A 25,110-nucleotide genomic window follows, 5' to 3' on the forward strand; every position below is an offset into this window, starting at 1 on the left:
GCAGGCCAGCCGTGAATATCGTTCAGACCATCGCCATCGTCGTTCCCTGGGCCGCATGGCTCGCGTACTGGATCGCCACGTCGCAGGGCGTGAAGACGACCGTGCGCAAGGAAGCGTCGCGCTCGCGCACGCTGCAGTCGATTCCGCTGATCGTCGGCGGCGCGCTGATCATCCTGCCCGATCCTTCATGGCAGGCGCTCGCGCCCGACTGGCAGCGCTTCGGCCTGCAGGCGCAGTGCGGGCTCGCGGTGCTGGTCGCGGGCCTGCTGTTCTCGGTGTGGGCGCGGCTGCATCTCGGCACGAACTGGAGCGTGTCGGTCACGCTGAAGGAAGACCACGAGCTCGTGCGCACGGGACCGTACGCGCTCGTGCGTCACCCGATCTACACGGGCTGCCTGCTCGCGCTCGTCGGCGCCGCGCTGATCGGCGGCGAATGGCGCGGCGTGATCGGCGTGCTGCTCGTGTTCGCGTCGCTCGCGTACAAGGTGCGCGTCGAGGAGAGCTGGCTGACCGGGTATTTCGGGCCGGCGTACGCGCAGTACCGCCGCGAGGTCGCGGCGCTGATTCCCGGTTTCTACTGACACCCGCGAGGCGCGCGATGGCGAAGATGATCGTGACCGCGATCGGCTCGGCGGGCGACGTGCATCCGCTGCTCGGCGTCGCGCGCACGCTCGCGGCGCGCGGTCACGACGTCGTGTTCTGCACGCACGCGCCGTTCGAGGCGGCCGTGCGCCGCTGCGGTTTCGCGTTCGTGTCGGTCGGCACCGCGGCCGAATACGAGGCCGCGATGGCGAATCCCGCGCTGTGGGACCCGCGCACGTCGTTCCGCACGCTGTGGCAGGTGATCGCGCCGATGCTGCGGCCGCATTACGACGCGCTGCGTGCGCTGACCGATGACGATACGGTGCTCGTCGGCACGCTGTGGGCGTTCTCCGCGCGCTTCATGCAGGAGTTGCACGGCACGCCGTACGTGTCGGTGCAGGTGTCGCCGTCGACGCTGCTGTCCGCGCATGCGCCGCCGACGCACCCGCGCCTGACGATTCCCGCGCGCTGGCCGCTGCCGGTGAAGTCGGCGCTGATGACGCTGATCGAGCGGCAGGTGCTCGACCGCGTATGCGGCCCCGCGCTCGACGCGGTTCGCCGCGATCTCGGGCTTGCGCCCGCGCGGCGCGTGCTCGGCCGCTGGCTGCATTCGACCGACGGCGTGCTGTGCCTGTTTCCCGGCTGGTTCGCGCCGCCGCAGCCCGACTGGCCGGCGAATCATCTGCAAAGCGGTTTTCCGCTGTTCAACGATATTGCGGTGCCTGACGAAGATGCGGAACTCGATGCGTTTCTTGCGGCCGGCGAGCCACCCGTCGTGTTCACGGCCGGCTCGACGCTCGTCGATCACGCGGCGTATGCGCGCGCGGTGGCGGATGCGCTGCGCGCGACCGGCGCGCGCGGGATCCTGCTGACGCCGCACGATGCGGCGCCGGACGGCAACCGGCTGCTCGTGCGCCGCTTCGTGCCGATGCGCACGCTGCTGCCGCATTGCCGCGCGCTCGTGCATCACGGCGGGATCGGCACCGCGGCGCTCGCGTACGAGGCCGGGATCGTGCAGGTCGTGACGCCGTTCGCGCACGACCAGTTCGACAACGCGCAACGCGTCGCGGCGAGCGGCTGCGGCGTGCGTGTCGATGGCCCCGTCGATGGCGCGCGTCTTGGCGCGGCGCTCGCGCACGTGCTCGACGAACCCGCGTTCGCGGTGCATGCGGAGCGGGTGCGTGCGTTGATCGCCGCCGCGCCGGACGGCTGTCATGCGGCCGCCGATTTCATCGAACGGTTCGCGCCGAAGCGCTGGCGGGCGACCGCGCGGGCCGATGTCGCGGCGGCCGGCGCATGAGCACCGCGTCGCCGCTTCACGACCGGCCCGTCGCGCCGTCCGCGTTCGACGCGCCGGCTCCGGCGTCGGAACCGGCCGCGCAGCCGGTGCGTGGCATCCGGCTCGCGCTGCTGACGTTTGCGCTGTCGCTCGCGACCTTCATCGAGGTGCTCGACTCGACCGTGACGAACGTCGCGGTGCCGGCGATCTCCGGCAGTCTCGGCGTATCGAACAGCCAGGGCACGTGGGTGATCAGTTCGTATTCGGTCGCGGCCGCGATCGCGGTGCCGCTGACGGGCTGGCTCGCGCGCCGCGTCGGCGAATTGCGGCTGTTCGTCGGCGCGGTGCTGCTGTTCACGCTGACGTCGCTGCTGTGCGGGCTCGCGCGCGACCTGCATGTGCTGGTGATCTGCCGCGCGCTGCAGGGGCTGTGCTCGGGGCCGATGGTGCCGCTGTCGCAGACGATCCTGCTGCGCACGTTCCCGCCGGACAAGCGCACGATCGCGCTCGCGCTGTGGGCGATGACGGTGCTGCTCGCGCCGATCTTCGGGCCGGTGGTCGGCGGCTGGATCGTCGACAACTTCTCGTGGCCGTGGATCTTCCTGATCAACCTGCCGATCGGGCTGTTCTCGTTCGCGGTGTGCACCGCAATGCTGCGCCCCGACGCACAGCGCGGCGCGGCCGGCCCGATCGACGTGCCGGGCATCGTGCTGCTCGTGATCGGCGTCGGCTCGCTGCAGGCGATGCTCGATCTCGGCCACGATCGCGGCTGGTTCGATTCGCCGCTGATCGTCACGCTCGCGGTGGTCGCGGGGCTCTCGATCGTGTCGCTGCTGATCTGGGAGGCGGGCGAAGCGCATCCCGTCGTCGATCTCGGCCTGTTTCGCGACCGCACGTTCTCGTTCTGCGTGCTGATCATCTCGCTCGGGATGATGAGCTTCTCGGTGGTCGGCGTCGTGTTCCCGCTGTGGATGCAGGCCGTGATGGGCTACAACGCGTTTCATGCAGGGCTCGCGACGGCATCGCTCGGCGTGCTCGCGCTCGTGTTCTCGATCCTCGTCGGCCTGTACGCGCATCGCTTCGACGCGCGCGTGCTCGCGACGGCCGGCTTCCTCGTGTTCGCGGGCGTGCTCGCGTGGGACGCGCATTTCACGCTGAAGATGACGTTCGCGCAGATCGCCGCGCCCGGCCTGATCCAGGGGATCGGGCTGCCGCTGTTCTTCATTCCGCTGACCGCCGCGACGCTGTCGCGCATTCCGGACGACCGGCTTGCCGCCGCATCGAGCCTGTCGAACTTCCTGCGCACGCTGTCGGCCGCGTTCGGCACCGCGATGAGCGTGACGCTGTGGGACAACCGCGCGACCTATCACTACGACGTCGTGTCGCAATCCGTCACGCACGCGTCGGCGAATACGCAGCGCTTCGTGCATGCGCTGAACACGATGGGCGTGGACGGCGTGCGCGAGCTGACGACGCTGCACCAGGTCGTGATGCAGCAGGCGTACATGATGGCGACGAACGACATGTTCTGGATGGCGAGCATGACCTGCCTCGTGCTCGCCGCGATGATGTGGCTGACGCGGCCGAAGCGTGGCGCGGCGGCGTCCTTCGGACATTGAGGAGACGAACATGACGACACTCGGCGCACTCGTGATCCTGTATCACCCGAGCGACGCGCAGCTCGAAGCGCTTGGCGCGTGGCGGCATGCGTGCGACGCGCTGCTCGTCGTCGACAACACGCCGCAGCCCGATGCGCGGGCGCGCGACCTGTGCGAGCGCGAAGGCATCGCGCTGCTGCATCACGGCAACCGCGGCGGGATCGCGGGCGCATACAACGCGGGGCTCGCGGCGCTGTTTCGCGATCGCATCGATGCGGTCGCGCTGTTCGATCAGGATTCGTCGGTGCCGGCCGCGTATTTCCCGACGATGCGCGATGTCTGCGCGGGGCTCGCGGGGCGTGCGTTCCTGGCCGGCCCGCGCATCTTCGACGAGAACGCGCGCAGCTTCCTGCCCGAACTCTCGACCAACGGGATCGGGCTGCGCCGCCTGCGCATCGAGCCGGGTGCGCCGCTGCAGCGCTGCGCGTTCCTGATCTCGTCGGGCTGCGTCGTATCGCGCGACGCGTTCGACGTGCTCGGCCGGTTCGACGAGACGCTGTTCATCGATCACGTCGATACCGAATACAGCTTCCGCGCGCTGTCGCGCAACGTGCCGCTCTATGTCGTGCCGTCGCTGGTGCTGCCGCACCGGATCGGCGCGAAGCAGCGTCATGCGATCGGCCCTTTTGAAATGACGTCGATGAATCATTCGTGGCAACGGCGCTACTACAGCGCGCGCAATGCGGTGCAGCTCGGGATGCAATACGGGCTGCGATTTCCGGTGGCGATCGTGCCGAACCTGCTGACCGTATGGCAGGTCGTGCAGATCGCGCTCGTCGAGCGCGACAAGCGCGCGAAGCTCGCCGGCATCCTGTTCGGCGTCGCCGACGGCCTGTTCGGCCGGCTCGGTCCGCTCGAACGCACACGGCCACGGCTGGCCGCACGCGCGCAGCGCATTCAGCAGGGGTGAGGGGCGCGATGCGGCGTGTGAAGAAAGCGGCGGGTTTGGCGTATGGCGTGCGACGCGGCTCGATGATCGCGGCGGCGGCCGTGTTGCTGGCACTGGGCGGATGCGTGCCGTCGGGCTTCCTGCCTTCGCTGTCGCTGCGCGCGCCGGCCCGCGATGCGCTTGCGCACACGGCCGGCCCCGGCGCGAACGGCGCGTGGCCGGCGCCCGACTGGGTGAAGCAGTTGCAGGATCCGCAGCTCGACGCACTGGTTGCGGAGGCCTCGCAGAACAACCCCGATCTGCAGGTCGCGCAGGCGCGGCTGCGGATCGCGCAGGCGCAGCTTCAGCAGTTCGATTCGCTGACGGGGCTGACGGGCACCGCTGGCGCGACGGTCAGCCGCGCGCGGATGCCGAAGCCCGGCGACATCGCCGACGTGACGGCGGGCGGCTATCGCGTGCCGGTCGAGATTTTCGGCGATCCGATCGTGTCGCCGTCGTCGGTGTTCGTCGGGCTGAACTACCAGCTCGATCTGTGGGGAAAGAACCGCGCCGCGACAAAAAGCCTGATGTCGCTGCGCGACGCGGCCGGTGTCGAGGCCGAACAGGTGCGGCTCACGCTCGCCGTCGCGATCGTCACCGTGTATTGCCAGCTCGACCAGGCGTACGCGACGCAGGATCTGCTGCAACAGAAGCTGAAGATCAGCCAGCGCGTGACGGCGGTGTTGCGCGAACGCACCGCGCGCGGCCTCGACAACGCGTACGACGCGAGCGACGCGTCGATCAAGCGCACCCGCCTGCTCGAACAGATCGCGTTGAACGACGAGCAGATCAAGCTCGCGCAACTGCAGCTCGGCGTGCTGTCGGGGCGCGGCCCCGAGCGCGGGCTCGCGCTGCAGCGGCCGCGCGTCGGCGCGTTCGCGGGCAGCGCCGTGCCGGCGCGGCTGCCGGCCGACCTGCTCGGCCGCCGGCCGGACATCGTCGCTGCGCGGCTGCGCGTCGAAGCCGCGTTCGCGAATGCCGATTCGACGCGCGCGCAGTTCTATCCGGACGTGAACCTCGTCGCGCTCGGCGGCGTGTTTGCGCTCACGCCCGCGTCGCTGTTCTCGCGCGACTCGCTCGCCGGCTCCGTCGGCCCCGCGATCTCGTTGCCGATCTTCGACCGTGGCCGGCTCAAAGCGAAGCTCGGCGCGGATGTCGCGCAGGCGGACGTTGCGATCGGGCTGTACAACAAGACCGTCGACGATGCGCTCGGGCAGGTCGCGCAGATCGTCACGTCGCTGCAGACCTCGCAGACGCTCGTCACGCAGCAGCAGGACGCGGTGGCGGCCGCGCAGAAGATCGTGCAGATCGCGGCCGACCGCCACCGGCGCGGCGTGCTGATGCAGAAGGATGTCGATGTCGCGGATCTCACGCTGATCGACGAGCGCGCGCAGATGATCGCGTTGCTCGGCCGGCAACGGACGCTGCGCGTCGGGCTGATCGGCGCGCTGGGCGGCGGGTTCGATGCGGGCGCAACGGTTGCGCAGGCGCCGGCCGTGCATCAGGCGCGCAGCGGAGCGGCGAGGCGCGGTGCGGCGACCGCTGCGACCGCTGGCGCGGCTGCGGCCGCGAATCGGGCGGCGGCAGGTGCTTCCGCCGATGCGCGTCAGGGACGCAGTGTCGTGCCGCCGGCTACCGGTACGGCGAGTGCAGCACCAGCACCCGCACCTGCACCGCGCGACGATGCGGCGCGTCCGTCGACGATCGGTGCGACCAACCCCGGCGCGACACCTCGCGGTACGCCTGTGCTCGCGCGCACGGCATCGGCGAGCCCGGCGCCGGGCGCGTCGGTCACGCCGGCGATCCCCGTCTTCCAGCACGATCGTCTGATCGTTACGCAAAGCGACTGATGCACCACGACAACCTTCATACCGCCGCGCAGCCGGCCGCGCTGAACGACCCGGCACTCGATACGCGCCGCGCGACGCGCCGCAAGCGCTTCACCGTGTTCTTCGCGGTCGTGCTGCTGGCCGCGCTCGCGTGGATCGCGTACTGGCTGTTGAGCGACCGCTATTACGAAGACACCGACGACGCGTATGTCGCGGGCAGCATCGTGCAGGTCGCCGCGCAGATTCCGGGCGCCGTGACCGATGTGCTGGTTGCCGATACGCAGGCCGTGCGCGCCGGGCAGACGCTCGTGCGGCTCGACGACACCGAGGCGTCCGTCGCGTTCGCGCAGGCGAAGGCGCAGCTCGCGCAGGCCGTGCGGCAGGTCGCGAACGCGAAGATTTCGAACACGATGTACGTCGAGGCCGTGAACGCGCGGCGTGCCGACCTGTCGCTCGCGCAGCGTGCGTTCGCGGCGCGCTCGGGCGCATCGGTCGAGATCGTCGCGCCCGAGGAGCTGGCGCGTGCGCGCGCGGCGGTGGCCGGCGCGCAGGCGAATCTCGCGGCCGCGCAGGCGCAGCTCGATGCCGCGCGCGCGCTCGGCAGCAAGCTGCCCGTCGACCAAAGCCCGGCCGTCGTGCAGGCAGCCGCGCAGTTCAAGCTCGCGTACCGGAACCTGAAGCGCACGACGATCGTCGCGCCCGTCGACGGCACGATCGGGCAGCGCTCGGTGCAGGTCGGCCAGCAGGTCGGGCCCGGCGTGCCGCTGATGTCGGTCGTGCAGTTGAACCGGCTGTGGATCGAGGCGAATTTCAAGGAAGGGCAGATCCGCCACATGCGCGTCGGGCAGCCGGTCGAGGTCGTGTCGGACCTCTATGGCACGCGCGTGGCCTATCGCGGCCGCGTGCAGGGCTTCTCGGCGGGCACGGGCAGTGCGTTCTCGATGCTGCCGTCGCAGAACGCGGCCGGCAACTGGATCAAGGTCGTGCAGCGCGTGCCGGTCGTGATCGCGATCGATCCGCGCGATCTCGCCGCGCACCCGCTGCGCGTCGGTTTGTCGATGCGCGCGACGGTCGACACGCACGACCGCAACGGCCACGCGCTCGACAGCGAACCGCCGACGCCGGCCGTCAGCACGCGTGTGCACGACGGCGTCGCGAGCGAGGCCGATGCGGCCGCCGCGGCGGTCATCCGCGAGAATCAGGGCGGGTAACGCCCGCCGAAAAAAGGGCAGGGCCGGTCGCCAGGGCCGGTCCGACCCGGGATGCATCCTGCTGCGTCCCGGCCTTCCCGTCGTTTCCCGCCCGACTTTCGTATTTCCGCCATCGATGTCGGCGCCGTTCAAACGCATGTCGCGTTTGAGACATCGGCGCCCCTGCCTCCGGGACTACTCTCGAACAGCACGTTGCGTGCGCGCCGCATTCGCCGGCGTGCCGCCGCGCCATCCAACGAGACATGGAGACAATACGATGAGCAGCAATCGAGGTGTCGTCTATCTTGGACCGGGCCAGGTCGAAGTCCAGAGCATCGATTATCCGAAGATGGTCGATCCGAGCGGCCGCGCGATCGGCCACGGCGTGATCCTGAAGGTGGTCAGCACGAACATCTGCGGTTCCGACCAGCACATGGTGCGCGGCCGCACGACCGCGCCGGTCGGCCTCGTGCTCGGTCACGAGATCACGGGCGAAGTGGTCGAAGTGGGCCGCGACGTCGAGACGCTGAAGCTCGGCGATCTCGTGTCGGTGCCGTTCAACGTCGCGTGCGGGCGCTGCGCGATGTGCAAGGACACGCATACGGGCGTGTGCCTGAACGTGAACCCGTCGCGTGCCGGCGGCGCATACGGCTACGTCGACATGGGCGGCTGGATCGGCGGCCAGGCCGAATACGTGCTCGTGCCGTATGCCGATTTCAACCTGCTGAAATTCCCCGACCGCGACCAGGCGATGGCGAAGATCCGCGATCTGACCTGCCTGTCCGACATTCTGCCGACCGGTTATCACGGCGCGGTGAGCGCGGGCGTGAAGCCGGGCTCGACGGTCTATATCGCGGGCGCGGGCCCGGTCGGGATGGCGGCGGCCGCCTCGGCGCGCCTGCTCGGCGCGGCCGTGACGATCGTCGGCGACATGAACGCGGAACGCCTCGCGCACGCGAGGGCGATGGGCTTCGAGACGGTCGACCTGTCGAAGGACGCATCGCTCGGCGAACAGATCGAACAGATTCTCGGCGTGCCCGAGATCGACTGCGCGGTCGACTGCGTCGGCTTCGAGGCGCACGGCCACGGTTCGTCGGGTCACTCGGAAGAGGCGCCCGCGACGGTGCTGAACTCGCTGATGGAAATCACGCGGCCGGCCGGCGCGATCGGCATCCCGGGCCTGTACGTGACCGACGATCCGGGCGCGAAGGACAAGGCCGCGCAGCACGGCAGCCTGAGCATCCGCTTCGGCCTCGGCTGGGCGAAGTCGCATTCGTTCTTCACGGGCCAGACGCCGGTGCTGAAGTACAACCGCAACCTGATGCAGGCGATCCTGTTCGACCGTCTGCCGATCGCGAAGATCGTCAACGTCGAAGTGATCTCGCTCGACCAGGCGCCGGAAGGCTACAAGAAGTTCGACGGCGGCGCGCCGCGCAAATTCGTCATCGACCCGCACGGGTTGCTGGCGGCCTGATGCGCTAGCGTTCGACACGCGCAACACGCAATGCGAAACGGGCGGTTCCGGAAACGGGCCGCCCGTTTTCGTTGCGGGTACGGCGAGGCGGGCGGGGCATGTGCCGGCGCTGGCGAATGACCCATTGAACGTCGCGCGTCCGTCGCGACGCAAATGGTTTTTTCGAGTACCGGTTTAGAAAATTGAAGTGGCGGGCGCGAGAACCGCCGGACCGCGCACTCAGTGGCCGCGATAGAGCTTCGCGACGTCGGCGTTGCCGGTTGCGGTGCGCCGCACGTGGCCGGTGTGCAGGCTCACCCGGCGGATCGAATGCGTGCGATGCGCGGGATCGCGACTGACTCGCCAGTCCGCGAGGCGAACTGCCCCGCCGTGCGTCCGGCCGGGCTCGCGAATCGACGGCGCGGCCTGCGCAACCGGCATTCGGTTCGCGGGTTCGCCGGCGCTCGGGCCGCCGTGTTGTGGATTGGCCACCAGTTGCGTTCCGTCAGTCGAATGAAACGGGTAGACGGGCACCGGCACCACCGGCGGCGCCGGATCGGTCGATGCATGCAGACCGGACTCGGTCGCTGACGCGGCAGGCGTACCGGAGCCGCGACAAACGGGATCGGCCTTGCATGTCCGGTCGACCATCACGTAGCCGCCGACCAGCAGCACGAGCGTCAGGATGCTCAGGATCGGTGCGCTCGATGCGCGCGGCTGCCGGAAGGCCGCGTTGCGCAGCGTACGCGCGACGCGCGACGACCACGTATGGAAGGACTGCGGCGCATGCGTGGCATGCGCGTCGTCCGACGCGCGGCGAATCGGATCGAACGGCCAGTTCCACTGGCCGCAGACAGGGCAGTGCTCGAGTGCGCGGAAGGCCACGAAGCCGCATTCCCTGCAGCGGCAGCAAGCGGCATGCCGCGAGTCGGCGCGCGTGTTCAGCACGGCGCGCCACGCATCGTGCGCGCGAACGTTCCGGTTGGGGAGGACTCGCATCGTTCGAAGCGGCAGGCGCCGTCAACGAGACGAACGATCGCCGATGACCGTGATTTTTTCGTACCCGGCAGTCGATCCACGCGTGCCGGCATCCAGCGGAGCGCGCGTCGTCGACTGTCGTTCGCATGCGGTGCTCATGTGATTCTCCATAACATCGGACGCATCGAACACGTTCGTCCGTGGCTGCCTTCCGCTTCATTCTTTGTCGCTCGCGCGCGAAACGCAAGGCGCATGTCGGTCGTCGCGATCCGCGCGTTCTGCGCTAACCGTCGTGCCGCTGCCGGGCCGCGAGCATCCCGATGGTTTGCATCGCACGTTCGACAGCCGGCGTCCACGGCCGGCCGTAGTTGAGCCGCAGATAACGGCGGAATCCACCGGTCGCGGAAAAGATCGGCCCCGGCGCGATGCTGACGCCGTTTTCCATCGCATCGCCGAACAGGTGCATCGCGTCCACGCGCGGCGGCAGTTCGATCCACAGGAAATACCCGCCGTCGGGCGTGAACACTTCGGTGCCGGCCGGAAAATACGCGCGAACCGCGGCGAGCATTTGCGCCTGGTGCGCGGCGAGATTGCGCCGCAGTTTCTGCAGGAACCGGTCGTATGTGCCGTCGCGCAGGTAGCTCGAAATCGCCATCTGCGCGGGCACGTCCGCCGACGGCGCGCTCGCGCCTTTCGCCTGCCGGATTTGCCGCACGTAGCGTCCGGCTGCGACCCAGCCGATCCGGAACCCGGGCGCGAGGCATTTCGAGAACGAGCCGCAATGCAGGACGAGCCCGCTGTCGTCATACAGTTTCGCGGGGCGCGTGGGTATCGATCCGAAATGCAGTTCGCCGTACACGTCGTCCTCGATCAGCGGCACGCCGCGCGACGCGAGCAGGTCGATCAGCGCGCGCTTGCGCTCGTCGGTCATCGTCGCGCCGGTCGGGTTGTGGAACGACGTCATGAACCAGCAGGCGCGCACCGGATGCGTGTCGAGCGCCTCCGCGAGCGCGTCGAGGTCGAGGCCGGTGCGCGGGTCGACCGGAATCTCGACGGCCTTCAGGTGCAGGCGCTGCACGGCCTGCAGCACCGCATGGAATGCCGGTCGTTCGATCGCGACGATGTCGCCGGGGCGCGTCAGCGCCTGCAGGCTGAGCGTCAGCGCTTCGAGCGCGCCGGTCGTGATGACGATCTCGTCCATCGGCAAGGCCGCACCCGCGCTCAGGTAGCGCAACGCGATCTCGCGACGCAGCGCGTCGTTGCCGGGCGGCATTCCGGACAGCAGCTTCGTGCGATCCATGCTGCGAGCCGCCGACGCCACGTAGCGCCACAGGCTGCCCATCGGAAACAGCGAATAGCTGGCGAATGCCGAGCCGAGCTGGACGATGTCTTCGTACTTGACGGAGTCGAGCAGGCGGAACAGCGGATCGCCGCCGCCGGTTGGCGCAGCGGCCGGCTTGCGCGGCGGATCGTGGCCGAACCGGACGTGTTTGTCTTCGAGGTTCGCAACGAAATAACCGGACCGCGCACGCGCGACGATCAGACCCTCGCTTTCGAGCGCGTAGTACGCGCGAAACACGGTGGACGGGCTCACGCCATACGCGCGGCAGGCCGCGCGCACGGTGGGGATGCGCGCACCGGCCGCCAGGTCGCCGCGCCGGATCGCATCGGCGATCGTCTGTGCCAGCGCCGCATATCGCTTCATGCCAGCCCTCCGGCCGCTCGGGCCTTGCTGAAAAAAGAGTAGCACGGCACCCGTCGTGCGCCATTGCGCCCCAATCGCTGATCCGCAAGTTTTTGATGGACTTTGATCCTTTTCTTTCGTCTGACGAGCGGGCATGATTTCGCAAGTTTTTTTCCCGACGTCTGACTATGAAGGAGTCCACGCTGCCCGGCGGCTGATCCGTGACCCTTGCGCGTCCTGCGCGCGACCTTGTCTGCGGCGTCCTCACCTTACCCGGAATCATTCAGCGTGAAATCGAAGACCCTCATCGCGGGCCTGGTGGCCGGCATCGCCCTCAACCTGTTCAGCGGCGCCGCCACGGCGGCCTGCATCAGCAATCCCGCGGCCCAGCCGAACGCGACGTTCCCTGCCGCGCTGACCGGCAAGCTCGTCTATCACAGCTACGTCAAGTACGGCGACGGCACGAGCCAGCTGTTCCTCTACGACTTCTCGGCCCATACGCTGACGCAACTGAGCAAGAGCACGTGGGGCATCACCGATCCGATGAACGGCGTGTTCAGCCCCGACGGCAAGTGGCTCGCGTTCATGGGCATCAGCAACGGCGCATGGAACGTGTTCATGCTGCAGCTCGGCGCCGGCACGCCGCCCGTCAACATGACGAACAGCACGGGCGCCACGCGCAACGAGGATCCGAAATTCAGCACGGACGGCAAGACGCTCGTGTTCAAGCAGAACGGCGACGTCAAGCAGGCGGCGCTGTCGTACACGAGCGCGGGCCCGGTGTTCACGTCGGTCGTGAGCCTGACGAACGCGCCGGCCGGCGCCGAATACTCGATGCCGTATCTCGCGCCGGACGCGAGCGCCGTGTACTACGCGACCGGCACCGGCTCGAACATGGGGCTGATGAAGCGCACGATCGCGACCGGCGCGACCGCCGTGTTCGATCATCCGGCCGGGCTGCAGACGTACTACCCGATCGTGCGCGCGGACGGCATGGTGTTCTACGCGCGCTGGAAAGACAGTGGCGCGGCCGACCAGATCTATTCGAAGACCGCCGACCCGGCATCGACGCCGAATGCGTTGTCGCTCAACGACTGCATCAGCAACAACTCGGACCCGGCGCCGGTGAGTGGTACGAACTATCTGTTCTTCTCGTCGACGACGGCGGGCGGCTATCAGCTCTACGTCGGCGACGTGACGACCGGCCAGCGCTGGAGCCTGTCGCAGTTCGGCGTGAATGCCGATACGACGAAGGCCAAGCTCGGGTCGAGCTATTACGGCGGCCCGGCCGCCGCGCAGCCGACGCTGCTGTCGCAAGGGCGTCCGGCCGCCGCGTCGGCGAGCTACAACGCGTCGCTCACGCCCGACAAGGCGTTCGACGGTAACGCGACGGGCACACGCTGGGATTCGCCGGAAGGCGCCGGTGTCGGTTCGCAGTGGATCTCCGTGGATCTCGGCGCGGTGAAGCACATCGATCACGTCGATCTGTACTGGGATGCGGGCGCGCTCGTCTACCAGATCCAGACGTCGAACGACAACGCGAACTGGACGACGATCTATTCAACGAGCAACGGCGGTTCATATAGCCACGTCACGCTGCCGAATCTCAACGGCAGCGGTCGTTACGTGCGGATGCTCGGCACGCAGCGCGCGACGCAGTGGGGTTACTCGCTCTACGAAATGCAGGTGTGGGGATCGTAAGCGCAAAAAAAGGCGGCTTTCAAAGCCGCCTTTTTCATGCGTTACGCGCAGCGCGCCGTTCACGCATGCAGCACATGCGCCGGAAACGCCGGTGCGGCGCTCGCCGCCCCCTGCGAAAGCGGCGCGACCTGCTTGCGACGCTCCCTCGTCGGCGCGACGCCGAACGAGTCGCGATAGCTCTTGCTGAAGTGGCACGCCGACTGGAAGCCGCACGCCATCGTGATGTGCATGATCGACATGTCGGTCTGCAGCAGCAGCTCGCGCGCACGGCGCAGCCGCAGCGTCAGGTAGTAGTGCGTCGGCGTCATCCCGAGATGCTCGCGGAACAGCCGCTGCAATTGCCGCTGCGACATGTTCGCGAGCCGCGCGAGCTCCTCGCGAGACAGCGGTTCCTCGATGTTGTTCTCCATCAGCGAGATCACTTCGAACAGCGACTTGTTCGCCGAGCCGAGGCGCGCGACGAGCGGCATGCGTTGCTGCGCGCTCGTGTCGCGCACGTGTTCGACGATGAACTGTTCGGCAATCTGCGTGACGCGCGCGGTGCCCACGCGCGCGGCGATCAGGTTCAGCATCATGTCGAGCGGCGCGACGCCGCCCGTGCACGTGATGCGGTCGCGGTCGATCACGAACAGTTCCTTCAGGAAGCGCGTGTCCGGAAACTCTTCCTTCAGCGCCGACATGTTCTCCCAGTGGATCGCGCATGCATAACCCGCGAGCAGCCCCGATTTCGCGAGCGCATAGGTGCCCGTGCACAGGCTGCCGAGCGGCAGCCCCATGCGCGCGAAGCGGCGCAGCGCCGACAGATGGGCGGCCGTGGTCGCGCGCTGCACGTCGACGCCGCCGCACACGAACACGATGTCGGGCTGCCCGACGCATTCGGCCGGGCCCGTGTCGACCGTGAGGCCGTTGCTCGCCGTGACCGGTCCGCCGTCCGGGCTGATTATCGACCAGCGGTAGAGCGGCTGGCCGCTCAGGTAGTTCGCCATCCGAAGCACCTCGATCGCATTGGTGAACGCGATCATCGTGAAGTTCGGTAAAGGCATGAACGCGAAGTGGGACAGCGACGCTGTGCGGTCGGGCGACATGGGGAGCTTCCTTGAATCTCTAATAGCTATAGGCCCGAGGCACGGATCGGGCTTCGGTATTGTGTGAGCGAGCGCAACAAGCGTGCCATACGGCTAAACCCTAGCCGCTTTCATTGATTAGGCTCAAAGGTATGCTGCACTGCACCGAACCCGTGACGCGTTGCACCTGCGCCGGGCGGCGGTGGCACCGCCGGAGTGCCCGTTCATAGGTGAACGTGCGCCGCGAATTTCATCGGACATTCGAAAAAGCACGACCGGTCACTTGTATAAAACGGACGTGCATGGCGGAAAAGGCAAAGAACGCGTCTAAATTCATCAATCCGCCGAAAATCCGAACGACAAGAATAGAGCCGTCGGCAGCCTTGTACCGGGCAAGCAGGAAACCCAGGCAGGGCGGGCCTTGAGCTTCGGTTTCAGCCCTTTATTCTTCGTCACGGACGCACTATGTCGAACTCCCAGCCTTTCTTCTCGCAGACCCTTGCCGAGCGCGACGCGCCGGTGCGCAGCGCCATCCTGAAGGAACTCGAGCGTCAGCAGTCGCAGGTCGAGCTGATTGCGTCGGAAAACATCGTGTCGCGCGCCGTGCTCGAAGCGCAGGGCTCGGTGCTGACCAACAAGTACGCGGAAGGCTATCCCGGCAAGCGCTACTACGGCGGCTGCGAATTCGCGGACGAAGTCGAGGCGCTGGCGATCGAGCGCGTGAAGCAGATCTTCAACGCCGGTTATGCGAACGTACAGCCGCACTCGGGCGCGCAGGCGAACGGCTCGGTGATGCTCGCGCTGGCCAAGCCGGGCGACACGGTGCTCGGCATGTCGCTCGATGCGGGCGGCCACCTGACGCACGGCGCGAAGCCGGCGCTGTCGGGCAAGTGGTTCAACGCCGTTCAGTACGGCGTGAACCGCGACACGATGCTGATCGATTACGACCAGGTCGAGGCACTCGCGCACGAGCACAAGCCGAACCTGATCATCGCCGGCTTCTCGGCATACCCGCGTGCGCTCGACTTCGCGCGCTTCCGTGCGATCGCCGACAGCGTCGGCGCGAAGCTGATGGTCGACATGGCGCACATCGCGGGCGTGATCGCCGCGGGCCGCCACGCGAACCCGGTCGAGCACGCACACGTCGTCACGTCGACCACGCACAAGACGCTGCGCGGCCCGCGCGGCGGCTTCGTGCTGACCAACGACGAGGACATCGCGAAGAAGATCAACTCGGCCGTGTTCCCCGGCCTGCAGGGCGGCCCGCTGATGCACGTGATCGCCGGCAAGGCCGTCGCGTTCGGCGAAGTGCTGCACGCCGACTTCAAGACCTACATCGACAACGTGCTCGCGAATGCGCAGGCGCTCGGCGAAGTGCTGAAGGCCGGCGGCGTCGATCTCGTCACGGGCGGCACCGACAACCACCTGCTGCTGGTCGACCTGCGCCCGAAGGGCCTGAAGGGCGCGCCGGTCGAGCAGGCGCTCGAACGTGCAGGCATCACCTGCAACAAGAACGGCATCCCGTTCGACACCGAGAAGCCGACCGTCACGTCGGGCATCCGCCTCGGCACGCCGGCCGGCACGACGCGCGGCTTCGGCGTCGCGGAGTTCCGCGAAGTGGGCCGCCTGATTCTCGAAGTGTTCGACGCGCTGCGCGCGAACCCGGAAGGCGACCACGCGACCGAACAGCGCGTGCGCCGCGAGATCTTCGCGCTTTGCGAACGTTTCCCGATTTACTGATCGACACCGACAAGACCAGAGACTCAAGCGAGAGGCAGATATGAGCACGCTGCATCAGGACAGCATCATCATCGACGGACTGAACATCTCGAAGTTCGAGAAGCCGGTGTTCGAGGACATGCGCAAGGGCGGCATCACGGCCGCGAACTGCACGGTGTCGGTGTGGGAGAACTTCACCAAGACCGTCGACAACATCGGCGTGATGAAGAAGAAGATCCGCGACAACGGCGAGCTGCTCTCGCTGGTGCGCACGACGGACGACATCTTCCGCGCGAAGCAGGAAGGCAAGACCGGGATCATCCTCGGCTTCCAGAATGCGCACGCGTTCGAGGACAACCTCGGCTACATCGAGGCGTTCCACGACATGGGCGTGCGCGTCGTGCAGCTTTGCTACAACACGCAGAACCTGGTCGGCACCGGCTGCTACGAACGCGACGGCGGTCTGTCGGATTTCGGCCGCGAAGTGATCACCGAGATGAACCGCGTCGGCATCATGGTCGACCTGTCGCATGTGGGCGGCAACACGTCGTCGGAAGCGATCGCGTTCTCGAAGAAGCCGGTGTGCTATTCACACTGCCTGCCGTCGGGCCTGAAGGAGCATCCGCGCAACAAGAGCGATGAGCAACTGAAGGAGATCGCCGATGCGGGCGGCTTCGTCGGCGTGACGATGTTCGCGCCGTTCCTGAAGCGCGGGATCGAAGCGACGATCGACGACTACATCGAGGCGATCGACTACGTCGTGAACCTGATCGGCGAAGACGCGGTCGGCATCGGCACGGACTTCACGCAGGATTTCGCGAAGGAATTCTTCGACATGCTGACGCATGACAAGGGTCGTTATCGCCAGCTGACGAACTTCGGCAAGGTGATCAACCCGGACGGCATCCGCACGATCGGCGAATTCCCGAACCTGACCGCGGCGATGGAGCGTGCGGGCTGGAAGGAGTCGCGCATCCGCAAGATCATGGGCGAGAACTGGGTACGCGTGTTCAAGGACGTGTGGGGCGCGTAAGCGCTACGCCGGCCGGACCACCTCCAGAGCTTCAACACTAAAAAGAATCGGGACGTGCCCGCACCAGCCGCGCGGGCACGCGGACGATGTCGTGCCTGCGCGCCGAGACGCGCGGCCAATTTCCTCACGGAGTCACCACGATGCAACCGCAACTGCCGATCAACGTCGATCCCGATACCGGCGTCTGGACCACCGATGCGCTGCCGATGCTGTACGTGCCGCGCCACTTCTTCACGAACAACCACGTCGCCGTCGAGGAAGCGCTCGGCGTCGAAGCGTATGCCGAGATCCTCTACAAGGCCGGCTACAAGTCCGCGTACCACTGGTGCGACAAGGAAGCGAAGCTGCACGGCCTGACCGGCATGGCCGTGTTCGAGCACTACCTGAAGCGCCTGTCGCAGCGCGGCTGGGGCCTGTTCTCGATCATCGAGGCCGACCCGGCCAGCGCGCGCGCGAAGATCGAGCTGCGCCACTCGTCGTTCGTGCTTCAGCAGCCGGGCAAGGAAGGCAAGCTCTGCTACATGTTCGCCGGCTGGTTCGCCGGTGCGATGGACTGGGTCAACGACACGACGCCGGAAGGCAAGGGCGCGCCGCGCGCGCAATCGAAGGAAGTGCAGTGCGCGGCCGAGCATCACGACCACTGCGTCTTCGAAGTGTCGCCGATCGCGCACTGATGCACTGATACACCGCTACACAACAACACCCGCAACACGAGACATTCGAACGCCAGAGGTCGCCAGCGATGCGTTATCCCCACCTGTTCAAACCCATGCAGCTGAACCAGCTGACGCTGCGCAACCGGATCGTCAGCACCGCGCACGCGGAGGTGTATGCCGAGCCGGGCGGCCTGCCGGGCGACCGTTATATCCGCTACTACGAAGAAAAGGCGAAGGGCGGCGTCGGCCTCGCGATCTGCGGCGGGTCGAGCCCGGTGTCGATCGACAGCCCGCAGGGCTGGTGGAAATCGGTGAACCTGTCGACCGACAAGATCATCGATCCGCTCACGCGTCTCGCCGACACGATGCACAAGCACGGCGCGAAGATCATGATCCAGGCGACGCACATGGGCCGCCGCTCGTCGTTCCACGGCGAGCACTGGCCGCACCTGATGTCGCCGTCGGGCGTGCGCGAGCCGGTGCACCGCGGCAACGCGAAGATCATCGAGATCGAGGAAATCCGCCGAATCATCGGCGATTTCGCGGCGGCCGCGAAGCGCGTGAAGGCCGCCGGCATGGACGGCATCGAGATCTCGGCCGCTCACCAGCACCTGATCGACCAGTTCTGGAGCAAGCGCTCGAACCACCGCACCGACGAATGGGGCGGCAGCCTGGAGAACCGCCTGCGCTTCGGCATCGAGGTGCTGACGGCGGTGCGCGAGGCGGTCGGCAAGGATTTCTGCGTCGGCCTGCGCATGTGCGGCGATGAATTCCACGAGGACGGCCTCGATCACGAAGCGCTGAAGGAAATCGCGCAGGCGATGTCGGAGACGGGCCTGATCGACTACCTGAGCGTGGTCGGTTCGGGCGGCGATACGCACAACACGATCGCCAACTGCATGCCGCCGATGGCATTGCCGCCGGAGCCGTTCGTGCACCTCGCGGCCGGCATCAAGTCGGTCGTGAAGATTCCGGTGATGCACGCGCAGAGCATCCGCGATGCGGGCCAGGCCGAGCGCCTGCTCGCCAACGGCATGATCGACCTGGTCGGCATGACGCGCGCGCAGATCGCCGATCCGCACATGGTGATCAAGATCCGCGACGGCCGCGAAGACGAAATCAAGCAGTGCGTCGGCGCGAACTACTGCATCGACCGCCAGTACAACGGCCTCGACGTGCTGTGCATCCAGAACGCCGCGACGTCGCGCGAAGCGACGATGCCGCACATCGTCGAGAAGTCGCGCGGCCCGAAGCGCAAGGTGGTGGTGGTGGGCGCGGGCCCGGCGGGCCTGGAGGCGGCGCGCGTCGCGAAGCTGCGCGGCCACGACGTCGTGCTGTTCGAGAAGAACGCGGAAGTGGGCGGTCAGGTGATGATCGCCGCGAAGGCGCCGCAACGCGAACAGATGTCGGGGATCATTCGCTGGTTCGACATGGAAACCAAGCGCCTGGGCATCGATCGCCGCCTCGGCGTTGCCGCCGACGAGAAGATGATCATGGCGGAGAAGCCGGACATCGTCGTGCTCGCGACGGGCGGTTCGAGCTTCACATGGCAGGTGCCGGGCTGGGGCGTGGCCGAAGGCCTGGCCGTCAGCTCGTGGGACATCCTGACCGGCAAGGTCGAGCCGAAGCAGAACGTGCTGCTGTTCGACGGCGTGAGCACCCATGCGGGCGCAGGCGTGGCCGACTTCATGGCGAGCCGCGGCTCGAAGGTCGAGGTCGTCACACCGGATGTGAAGGTGGCCGACGATTGCGGCGGCACGACGTTCCCGATCTTCTATCGCCGCCTGTACGCGCTCGGCGTGATCCCGACGCCGAACACGATGCTCGACCGCGTCTACGAAGAAGACGGCAAGAAGATCGCCGTGCTGCGCAACGAGTACACGGAAGAACTGGAAGAGCGTGCGGTCGACCAGGTGGTGATCGAGAACGGTTCGTCGCCGAACGACGAGTTGTACTGGAAGCTCAAGCCGGAATCGCTGAACCGCGGCCAGATCGATCCGCACACGCTGTTTGCGGCCGAGCCGCAGCCGTGCCTGTCGGAAGAACTCGGCAACGGCCGTTTCCTGCTGTTCCGTGTCGGCGACTGCATCTCGATGCACAACGTCCACGGTGCGATCTACGACTCGCTGCGTCTCGTGAAGGATTTCTGAAGATGAATCCGTCCCTCCTCATTACCGCACTGTTGTGGCTGTCGGTGGCGGGGCTCGCGTTCGCGGTCGCGAAGCGTTCGTCCTACTGGCGTCTCGGCCGGGCCACGGCGCCCGGCTCGTTCGGCGTCGCGAACCTGTTCGCGATTCCGAAGCGTTATTTCGTCGACCTGCACCATGTGGTCGCCCGCGATCCGTACATCGCGAAGACCCACGTCGCGACCGCCGGCGGCGCGATCGGCGCGCTCGCGCTGGTGTTCGTCAACTACGGCCTCGCGATCTACTCGCCGTGGCTCGACAAGCTGATCTTCCTCGCGGCGCTCGCGATGCTGGTCGGCGCGGTGTTCGTGTGGCGCCGGCGCGCGGCGAAGGACGTGCCCGCCCGCCTGTCGCGCGGCCCGTGGAATACGCTGCCCTGGCTGCTCGGTTCGTTCGCGCTCGGCCTCGTGCTGTTCATGCTGGTGCCGACCGGCGCGATGTCGGGCGCGTTCGCGGTGCTCTGCGCGCTGCTGATCGGCATCGGCGCATTCACGATGACGGTCGGCGCCGCGAAGGGCGGCCCGATGAAGCATGCGATCGCCGGCCTGCTGCACCTCGCGTTCCACCCGCGCCAGGAGCGTTTCGCGGCCACGCGTGAATCGTTCACCGGCAACGGTACGGCCACGCCGCCGACCGCGCTGAAGCTGCCGGACATCGAGCATCAGGAGTACGGCGTCGCGAAGCCGGTCGAATTCCGCTGGAACCAGTTGCTGAGCTTCGACGCGTGCGTGCAGTGCGGCAAGTGCGAAGCTGCATGCCCCGCGTTCGCGTCGGGCCAGCCGCTGAACCCGAAGAAGCTGATCCAGGATCTCGTGGTCGGGATGGCCGGCGGCACCGATGCGGCGTACGCGGGCAGCCCGTCGCCGGGCATCGCGGTCGGCCAGCATCGCGGCGAGCCGAACGGCCCGATCGTGTCGGGCCTGATCGAAGAGCAGACGCTGTGGTCGTGCACGACCTGCCGCGCGTGCGTGCAGGAATGCCCGATGCTGATCGAGCACGTCGACGCGATCGTCGACATGCGCCGCAACCGCACGCTCGTGCACGGCTCGGTGCCGGGCAAGGGCCAGGAAGTGCTCGCGAACCTGCGTGAGACGGGCACGATGGGCGGCTACGACATGGCCGCGCGCTACGACTGGTCGGTCGACCTGAGCGCGCCCGTCGCGCAGCCGGGCAAGCCGGTCGACGTGCTGTTCGTCGCGGGCGAAGGCGCGTTCGACATGCGCTACCAGCGCACGCTGCGCGCGTTCGTCAAGGTGCTGAACAAGGCGGGCGTCGACTACGCGGTGCTCGGCTCGACCGAGACCGACACGGGCGACGTTGCGCGCCGGCTCGGCGACGAGGCGACGTTCCAGCAGATGGCGAAGCGCCTGATCGGCACGCTCGGCACGCTGTCGTACCAGCAGATCGTGACGGCCGACCCGCACGTGATGCACAGCCTGCGCAACGAATACCGTGCGCTCGGGCTGCGCGTGACGGTCAAGCATCACACGACCTATCTCGCCGAACTCGCCGACAGCGGCAAGATCGCGCCGAAGGCCGTCGAGGCGCTGCAGGACAAGCGCACGACCTATCACGACCCGTGCTACCTCGGCCGCTACAACGGCGAGACGGAAGCGCCGCGCAAGCTGCTGAAGACGATCGGCATCCAGGTCGTCGAGATGGAGCGCAACGGCATGCGCGGTCGCTGCTGCGGCGGTGGCGGCGGTGCGCCGCTGACCGACATCCCCGGCAAGCAGCGTATTCCGGACATCCGCATCGCCGATGCACGCACGATCGGCGCGGACGTGGTCGCGGTTGCGTGCCCGAACTGCACGGCGATGCTCGAAGGCGTCGTGGGCCCGCGCCCCGATGTGCTCGACGTGGCCGAACTCGTTGCTGCGTCGCTGGAGTGAGTGAATCGATGAACACGATCAAACGAATCGATCCGCGCCGGCCGTTCGTCATCACGGCCGCGGGCCTGAAGCGCATCACGCTCGGCGAGGAAGGCAGCGCCGATGCGAGCGCCGCGCACTGGTCCGCGCACGGCCACGCGGCTGCCGCGAAGCCGCGCCGCGCGGTGCAGGAGCCGAAGCACGTGATGCTGGTGGTCGCGCACGGCGAACGCGGCGCGCTCGACGATCATGCGCGGCAGGCGATCGCCGCCGCCGCGCTGCTCGCCGATGCCCAGACCGAAGTCGCGCTGCTCGCATTCGGCGAACTGAAGGACGACGTGGCCGAACTCGGCGTCGACAAGCTGGTTGAACTCGCCGGCTTCGATCGCCGCGCATTCGATCCCGAAAGCGAATTGCAAGCGTTGCAGGCGTGTGTCGCGGCATTCGCACCGAAACACGTGTTCGTGCCCGACAACGCAACGGGCGACGGCGATCTCGGCCGGCGTTACGCGGCGGCCGCCGGCGCGAGCGTCGCGACCAACGTCGTCGAGATCGATGCGAAGCATGTCGGCGCGTATGCGCAGGCCGGCCGAGCGTTCGCGACGCGCGCGCTGCCCGACGTGATCCTGCTCGCGCAGAACGCGGTCGACGCGAAGCTGCCGTTCGTCGGCGCGGGCGAACGCCTGGCCGCCGACTTCATCCGCCCGGCCCATGATGCCGCGCAGTCGTATCGCGATCTCGGCCTCGAGGAAATCGATGCGGCGCGGGTCGCGCTCGAGGAAGCCGATTTCATCGTGTCGGCCGGCAACGGCGTGTCCGACATCGGCGCGTTCGAGCGGCTGGCCGGCGCGTTCGGCGCGGCGATCGGCGCGAGCCGCGTCGCGGTCGACAACGGTCACTTCACGCGCGACAAGCAGGTCGGCGCGACCGGCAAGACGGTCGAGGCGAGCGTGTATATCGCGTTCGGCATCTCGGGCGCGGTGCAGCACCTGCAGGGGATCAAGGACTGCCGCCACGTGATCGCGGTGAACCTCGACGGCAGCGCGCCGATCGCGAAGCGCGCGAACCTGACGGTGGTCGGCGATGCGCAGGCGACGATCGCCGCGCTGATCGAACAGGTGCAGGCCGCGCGGGTCGCGCGCGGACAATCGCCGGCCGCGGTCGGTAGCCGTGAACCGGAAGGAGTCGCAGCATGAACGCCCCCCGCCAGTTGCAACGCATCGCGGTGCTCGTGTCCGTCGGCCGGCACCCGGTCAGCGGCGTCGCGCGCTACAGCCGCAACGATGCGGCCGCGCTCGAAACCGGCCGCCAGCTCGCGGAACGGCATCGCGCGCAGCTCGACGTGATCCATGCAGGCGACCCCGCGAATGCGGCGCTTGCCGAATATCTGGCGCTCGGCGCGCGGGAGGTCGAGGTGCTGGCCTGCCGCGACGACGCCGACGCCGTGCACGCGCTCGCCGCGCGCATCGAAGGCTATGACCTCGTGCTGACCGGCACGCGCGCCGAGGGCGCGTACGACACCGGGATGCTGCCGTATCGCGTCGCCGCCGCGCTCGGTTATCCGCTCGTCGGCTCGGCTGTGGACGTGACGATCGAAGGCGACCGCGTGGCCGTCCGGCAATTTTTGCCGAAGGGGCTGCGGCGGCGCGTCGATGCGGCGCTGCCGGCCGTCGTCGCCGTCCATCCGCTCGCCAATGCCGAGCCGCGCTACGCGTATGCGCGGCTGCGTGCCGGCGCGATCCGGCCGGCGCTCGCGGCGCCCGGCGCGGACGCCGACGCGGCTGCGTGGACGGTCGGTCTGGTCGAGCGTAAACCCGTAAAACTGGTCGCCGCCGAGAAGCGCTCCGGGCATGCCCGGATGCTGTCCGCGACGACGACCGAAAGCCGTGGCGGCAACGTCGTAAATGAAGGGAGTTCGGTCGAAAAAGCACAAGTGATCCTCGCGTATTTGCGCGAGCATCAGCTCATCGACTACTGATTTTGATGCCTGTCGGCAAGAACCCAGGGATGCAAGGAATCCGGAGCAAACGATGAAAGTATCGGCAGACATTCGTGCATTGATCGAGCGGCGCAAGGAAGGGCACAGCCTCGACGCACCGTTCTACACGAGCGAAGACATTTTCGCGCTCGACATGGAGGCGATTTTCCGCCAGCACTGGATCCAGGTGGCGGTCGAGCCGGATATTCCCGAGCCGGGCGACTACGTGACCGTGGAACTGGGGAGCGATTCGATCCTGATCGTGCGCGACGACGACATGGCGATCCGCGCGTTCCACAACGTGTGCCGTCACCGCGGCGCGCGCCTGTGCAACGAGGACAAAGGCTCGGTCGGCAACATCGTGTGCCCGTACCACAGCTGGACCTACAACCTGACGGGCCAGCTGATGTTCGCCGAGCACATGGGCGAGAAGTTCGACCGCTGCAAGCACAGCCTGAAGTCGGTGCACGTCGAGAACCTCGCGGGCCTGATCTTCATCTGCCTCGCCGACGAGCCGCCGGTCGACTTCGCGCAGATGCGCGCCGAGATGGAGCCGTACCTGCTGCCGCACGACCTGCCGAGCACGAAGATCGCCGCGCAGATCGACATCATCGAGGAAGGCAACTGGAAGCTCACGATGGAGAACAACCGCGAGTGCTATCACTGCGTCGCGAACCATCCGGAGCTGACGATCTCGCTGTACGAATACGGTTTCGGCTACCAGCGTTCCGACGCCAACGCCGAGGGCATGGATGCGTTCGCGGAGACGTGCATCCGGCGCGGGAAGGAGTGGGCCGAGATGGGCCTGCCGTCCGCCGAGATCGAGAAACTGCACGACGTGACGGGCTTCCGTACGCAGCGCCTGCCGCTCGACCGCAGCGGCGAATCGCAGACACTCGATGCGAAGGTCGCGTCGAAGAAGCTGCTTGGTGGATTCGACAAGGCCGATCTCGGCGGGTTGTCGTTCTGGACGCAGCCGAACTCGTGGCACCACTTCATGAGCGATCACATCGTGACGTTCTCGGTGATCCCGCTGTCGGCCGGCAAGACGCTGGTGCGCACGAAGTGGCTCGTGCACAAGGACGCGAAGGAAGGCATCGACTACGACGTGAAGAACCTCACGGCCGTGTGGAATGCGACCAACGACCAGGATCGCGCGCTCGTCGAATTCTCGCAGCGCGGTGCGACCAGCAGCGCATACGAGCCGGGCCCGTATTCGCCGTACACGGAAGGTCTCGTCGAAAAATTCTCGGCCTGGTACATCGGCCGGCTCGCCGAAAAAACCGGCGAATAGTCAGTACATAGCAGCGGACAAGCGGAG

Annotated in this window: 19 protein-coding genes; 16 read left to right on the top strand and 3 right to left on the bottom strand. The window is 67.5% G+C overall.

From position 1 onward, the window contains the following. The first annotated feature begins 11 nt into the window (after positions 1–11). From ABD05_RS23920 to fdhA, 7 genes are all read left to right on the top strand, one after another. On the top strand, positions 12–581 hold the full coding sequence (locus tag ABD05_RS23920; RefSeq protein WP_047902517.1) for a methyltransferase family protein: 570 nt from the start codon (positions 12–14) through the stop codon (positions 579–581). Between the two features lie 17 nt (positions 582–598). Next, positions 599–1,882 (top strand): glycosyltransferase, encoded by a 1,284-nt coding sequence (locus ABD05_RS23925; protein WP_047902518.1) that lies wholly within the window; start codon positions 599–601, stop codon positions 1,880–1,882. Further along, a complete protein-coding gene (locus ABD05_RS23930) occupies positions 1,879–3,480 on the top strand; it encodes a DHA2 family efflux MFS transporter permease subunit (RefSeq protein ID WP_047902519.1) in 1,602 nt (533 codons plus the stop codon). The genes ABD05_RS23925 and ABD05_RS23930 overlap by 4 nt, the downstream gene beginning before the upstream one ends. Positions 3,481–3,490: 10 nt before the next feature. Next, entirely contained in the window at positions 3,491–4,429 is a 939-nt protein-coding gene (locus ABD05_RS23935) for a glycosyltransferase family 2 protein (RefSeq protein WP_047902520.1), read from the top strand. Between the two features lie 8 nt (positions 4,430–4,437). Beyond that, entirely contained in the window at positions 4,438–6,297 is a 1,860-nt protein-coding gene (locus ABD05_RS23940) for an efflux transporter outer membrane subunit (protein WP_047902521.1), read from the top strand. Beyond that, positions 6,297–7,487 carry an HlyD/EmrA/EmrK family protein gene (locus ABD05_RS23945; protein WP_047902522.1) on the top strand — a complete coding sequence of 397 codons (1,191 nt, stop codon included), beginning with the start codon at positions 6,297–6,299 and terminating at the stop codon, positions 7,485–7,487. The genes ABD05_RS23940 and ABD05_RS23945 overlap by 1 nt, the downstream gene beginning before the upstream one ends. Before the next feature lie 256 nt (positions 7,488–7,743). After that, entirely contained in the window at positions 7,744–8,940 is a 1,197-nt protein-coding gene (fdhA, locus tag ABD05_RS23950; RefSeq protein WP_047902523.1) for a formaldehyde dehydrogenase, glutathione-independent, read from the top strand. Positions 8,941–9,159: 219 nt separating this feature from the next. On the opposite strand, the gene ABD05_RS23955 is transcribed toward fdhA, so the two are convergent. Together ABD05_RS23955 and ABD05_RS23960 are read right to left on the bottom strand one after the other, a co-directional pair. Further along, a complete protein-coding gene (locus ABD05_RS23955) occupies positions 9,160–9,918 on the bottom strand; it encodes a hypothetical protein (RefSeq protein WP_047902524.1) in 759 nt (252 codons plus the stop codon). A gap of 262 nt (positions 9,919–10,180) precedes the next feature. Then, complete coding sequence (locus ABD05_RS23960; protein ID WP_047902525.1) at positions 10,181–11,602, bottom strand: aminotransferase-like domain-containing protein; 1,422 nt, start codon at positions 11,600–11,602, stop codon at positions 10,181–10,183. A gap of 267 nt (positions 11,603–11,869) precedes the next feature. On the opposite strand from ABD05_RS23960, the gene ABD05_RS23965 reads away from it, so the two are divergent. After that, positions 11,870–13,282: a discoidin domain-containing protein gene (locus tag ABD05_RS23965; protein ID WP_047902526.1), complete on the top strand. Its 1,413-nt coding sequence runs from the start codon at positions 11,870–11,872 to the stop codon at positions 13,280–13,282. A gap of 59 nt (positions 13,283–13,341) precedes the next feature. Here ABD05_RS23965 and ABD05_RS23970 read toward each other — a convergent pair whose 3' ends face one another. After that, positions 13,342–14,367 carry a GlxA family transcriptional regulator gene (locus tag ABD05_RS23970; RefSeq protein WP_047902527.1) on the bottom strand — a complete coding sequence of 342 codons (1,026 nt, stop codon included), beginning with the start codon at positions 14,365–14,367 and terminating at the stop codon, positions 13,342–13,344. 444 nt (positions 14,368–14,811) lie between these two features. Here ABD05_RS23970 and ABD05_RS23975 point away from each other — a divergent pair, with 444 nt between their 5' ends. The 8 genes from ABD05_RS23975 (at position 14,812) to ABD05_RS24010 (ending at position 25,083) form a co-directional block, all read left to right on the top strand. Continuing rightward, entirely contained in the window at positions 14,812–16,086 is a 1,275-nt protein-coding gene (locus ABD05_RS23975) for a serine hydroxymethyltransferase (protein WP_047902528.1), read from the top strand. Positions 16,087–16,126: 40 nt separating this feature from the next. Beyond that, positions 16,127–17,098: a dipeptidase gene (locus ABD05_RS23980; protein ID WP_047902529.1), complete on the top strand. Its 972-nt coding sequence runs from the start codon at positions 16,127–16,129 to the stop codon at positions 17,096–17,098. Between the two features lie 140 nt (positions 17,099–17,238). Then, positions 17,239–17,772 (top strand): DUF5943 domain-containing protein, encoded by a 534-nt coding sequence (locus ABD05_RS23985; RefSeq protein WP_006488993.1) that lies wholly within the window; start codon positions 17,239–17,241, stop codon positions 17,770–17,772. Between the two features lie 68 nt (positions 17,773–17,840). Beyond that, a complete protein-coding gene (locus ABD05_RS23990) occupies positions 17,841–19,904 on the top strand; it encodes an NADH:flavin oxidoreductase (RefSeq protein ID WP_047902530.1) in 2,064 nt (687 codons plus the stop codon). Between the two features lie 2 nt (positions 19,905–19,906). Continuing rightward, positions 19,907–21,832, top strand: a complete 1,926-nt coding sequence (locus tag ABD05_RS23995; protein ID WP_047902531.1) for a (Fe-S)-binding protein — start codon at positions 19,907–19,909, stop codon at positions 21,830–21,832. An 8-nt stretch (positions 21,833–21,840) separates the two neighbouring features. After that, positions 21,841–23,007 (top strand): electron transfer flavoprotein subunit alpha/FixB family protein, encoded by a 1,167-nt coding sequence (locus ABD05_RS24000; protein ID WP_047902532.1) that lies wholly within the window; start codon positions 21,841–21,843, stop codon positions 23,005–23,007. Further along, positions 23,004–23,789 carry an electron transfer flavoprotein subunit beta/FixA family protein gene (locus tag ABD05_RS24005; RefSeq protein WP_047902533.1) on the top strand — a complete coding sequence of 262 codons (786 nt, stop codon included), beginning with the start codon at positions 23,004–23,006 and terminating at the stop codon, positions 23,787–23,789. The genes ABD05_RS24000 and ABD05_RS24005 overlap by 4 nt, the downstream gene beginning before the upstream one ends. Positions 23,790–23,841: 52 nt before the next feature. Next, positions 23,842–25,083 (top strand): aromatic ring-hydroxylating oxygenase subunit alpha, encoded by a 1,242-nt coding sequence (locus ABD05_RS24010; protein ID WP_047902534.1) that lies wholly within the window; start codon positions 23,842–23,844, stop codon positions 25,081–25,083. Positions 25,084–25,110: the final 27 nt, after the last annotated feature.

This window comes from Burkholderia pyrrocinia (assembly GCF_001028665.1).
GTDB classification, from domain to species: Bacteria; Pseudomonadota; Gammaproteobacteria; order Burkholderiales; family Burkholderiaceae; genus Burkholderia; species Burkholderia pyrrocinia.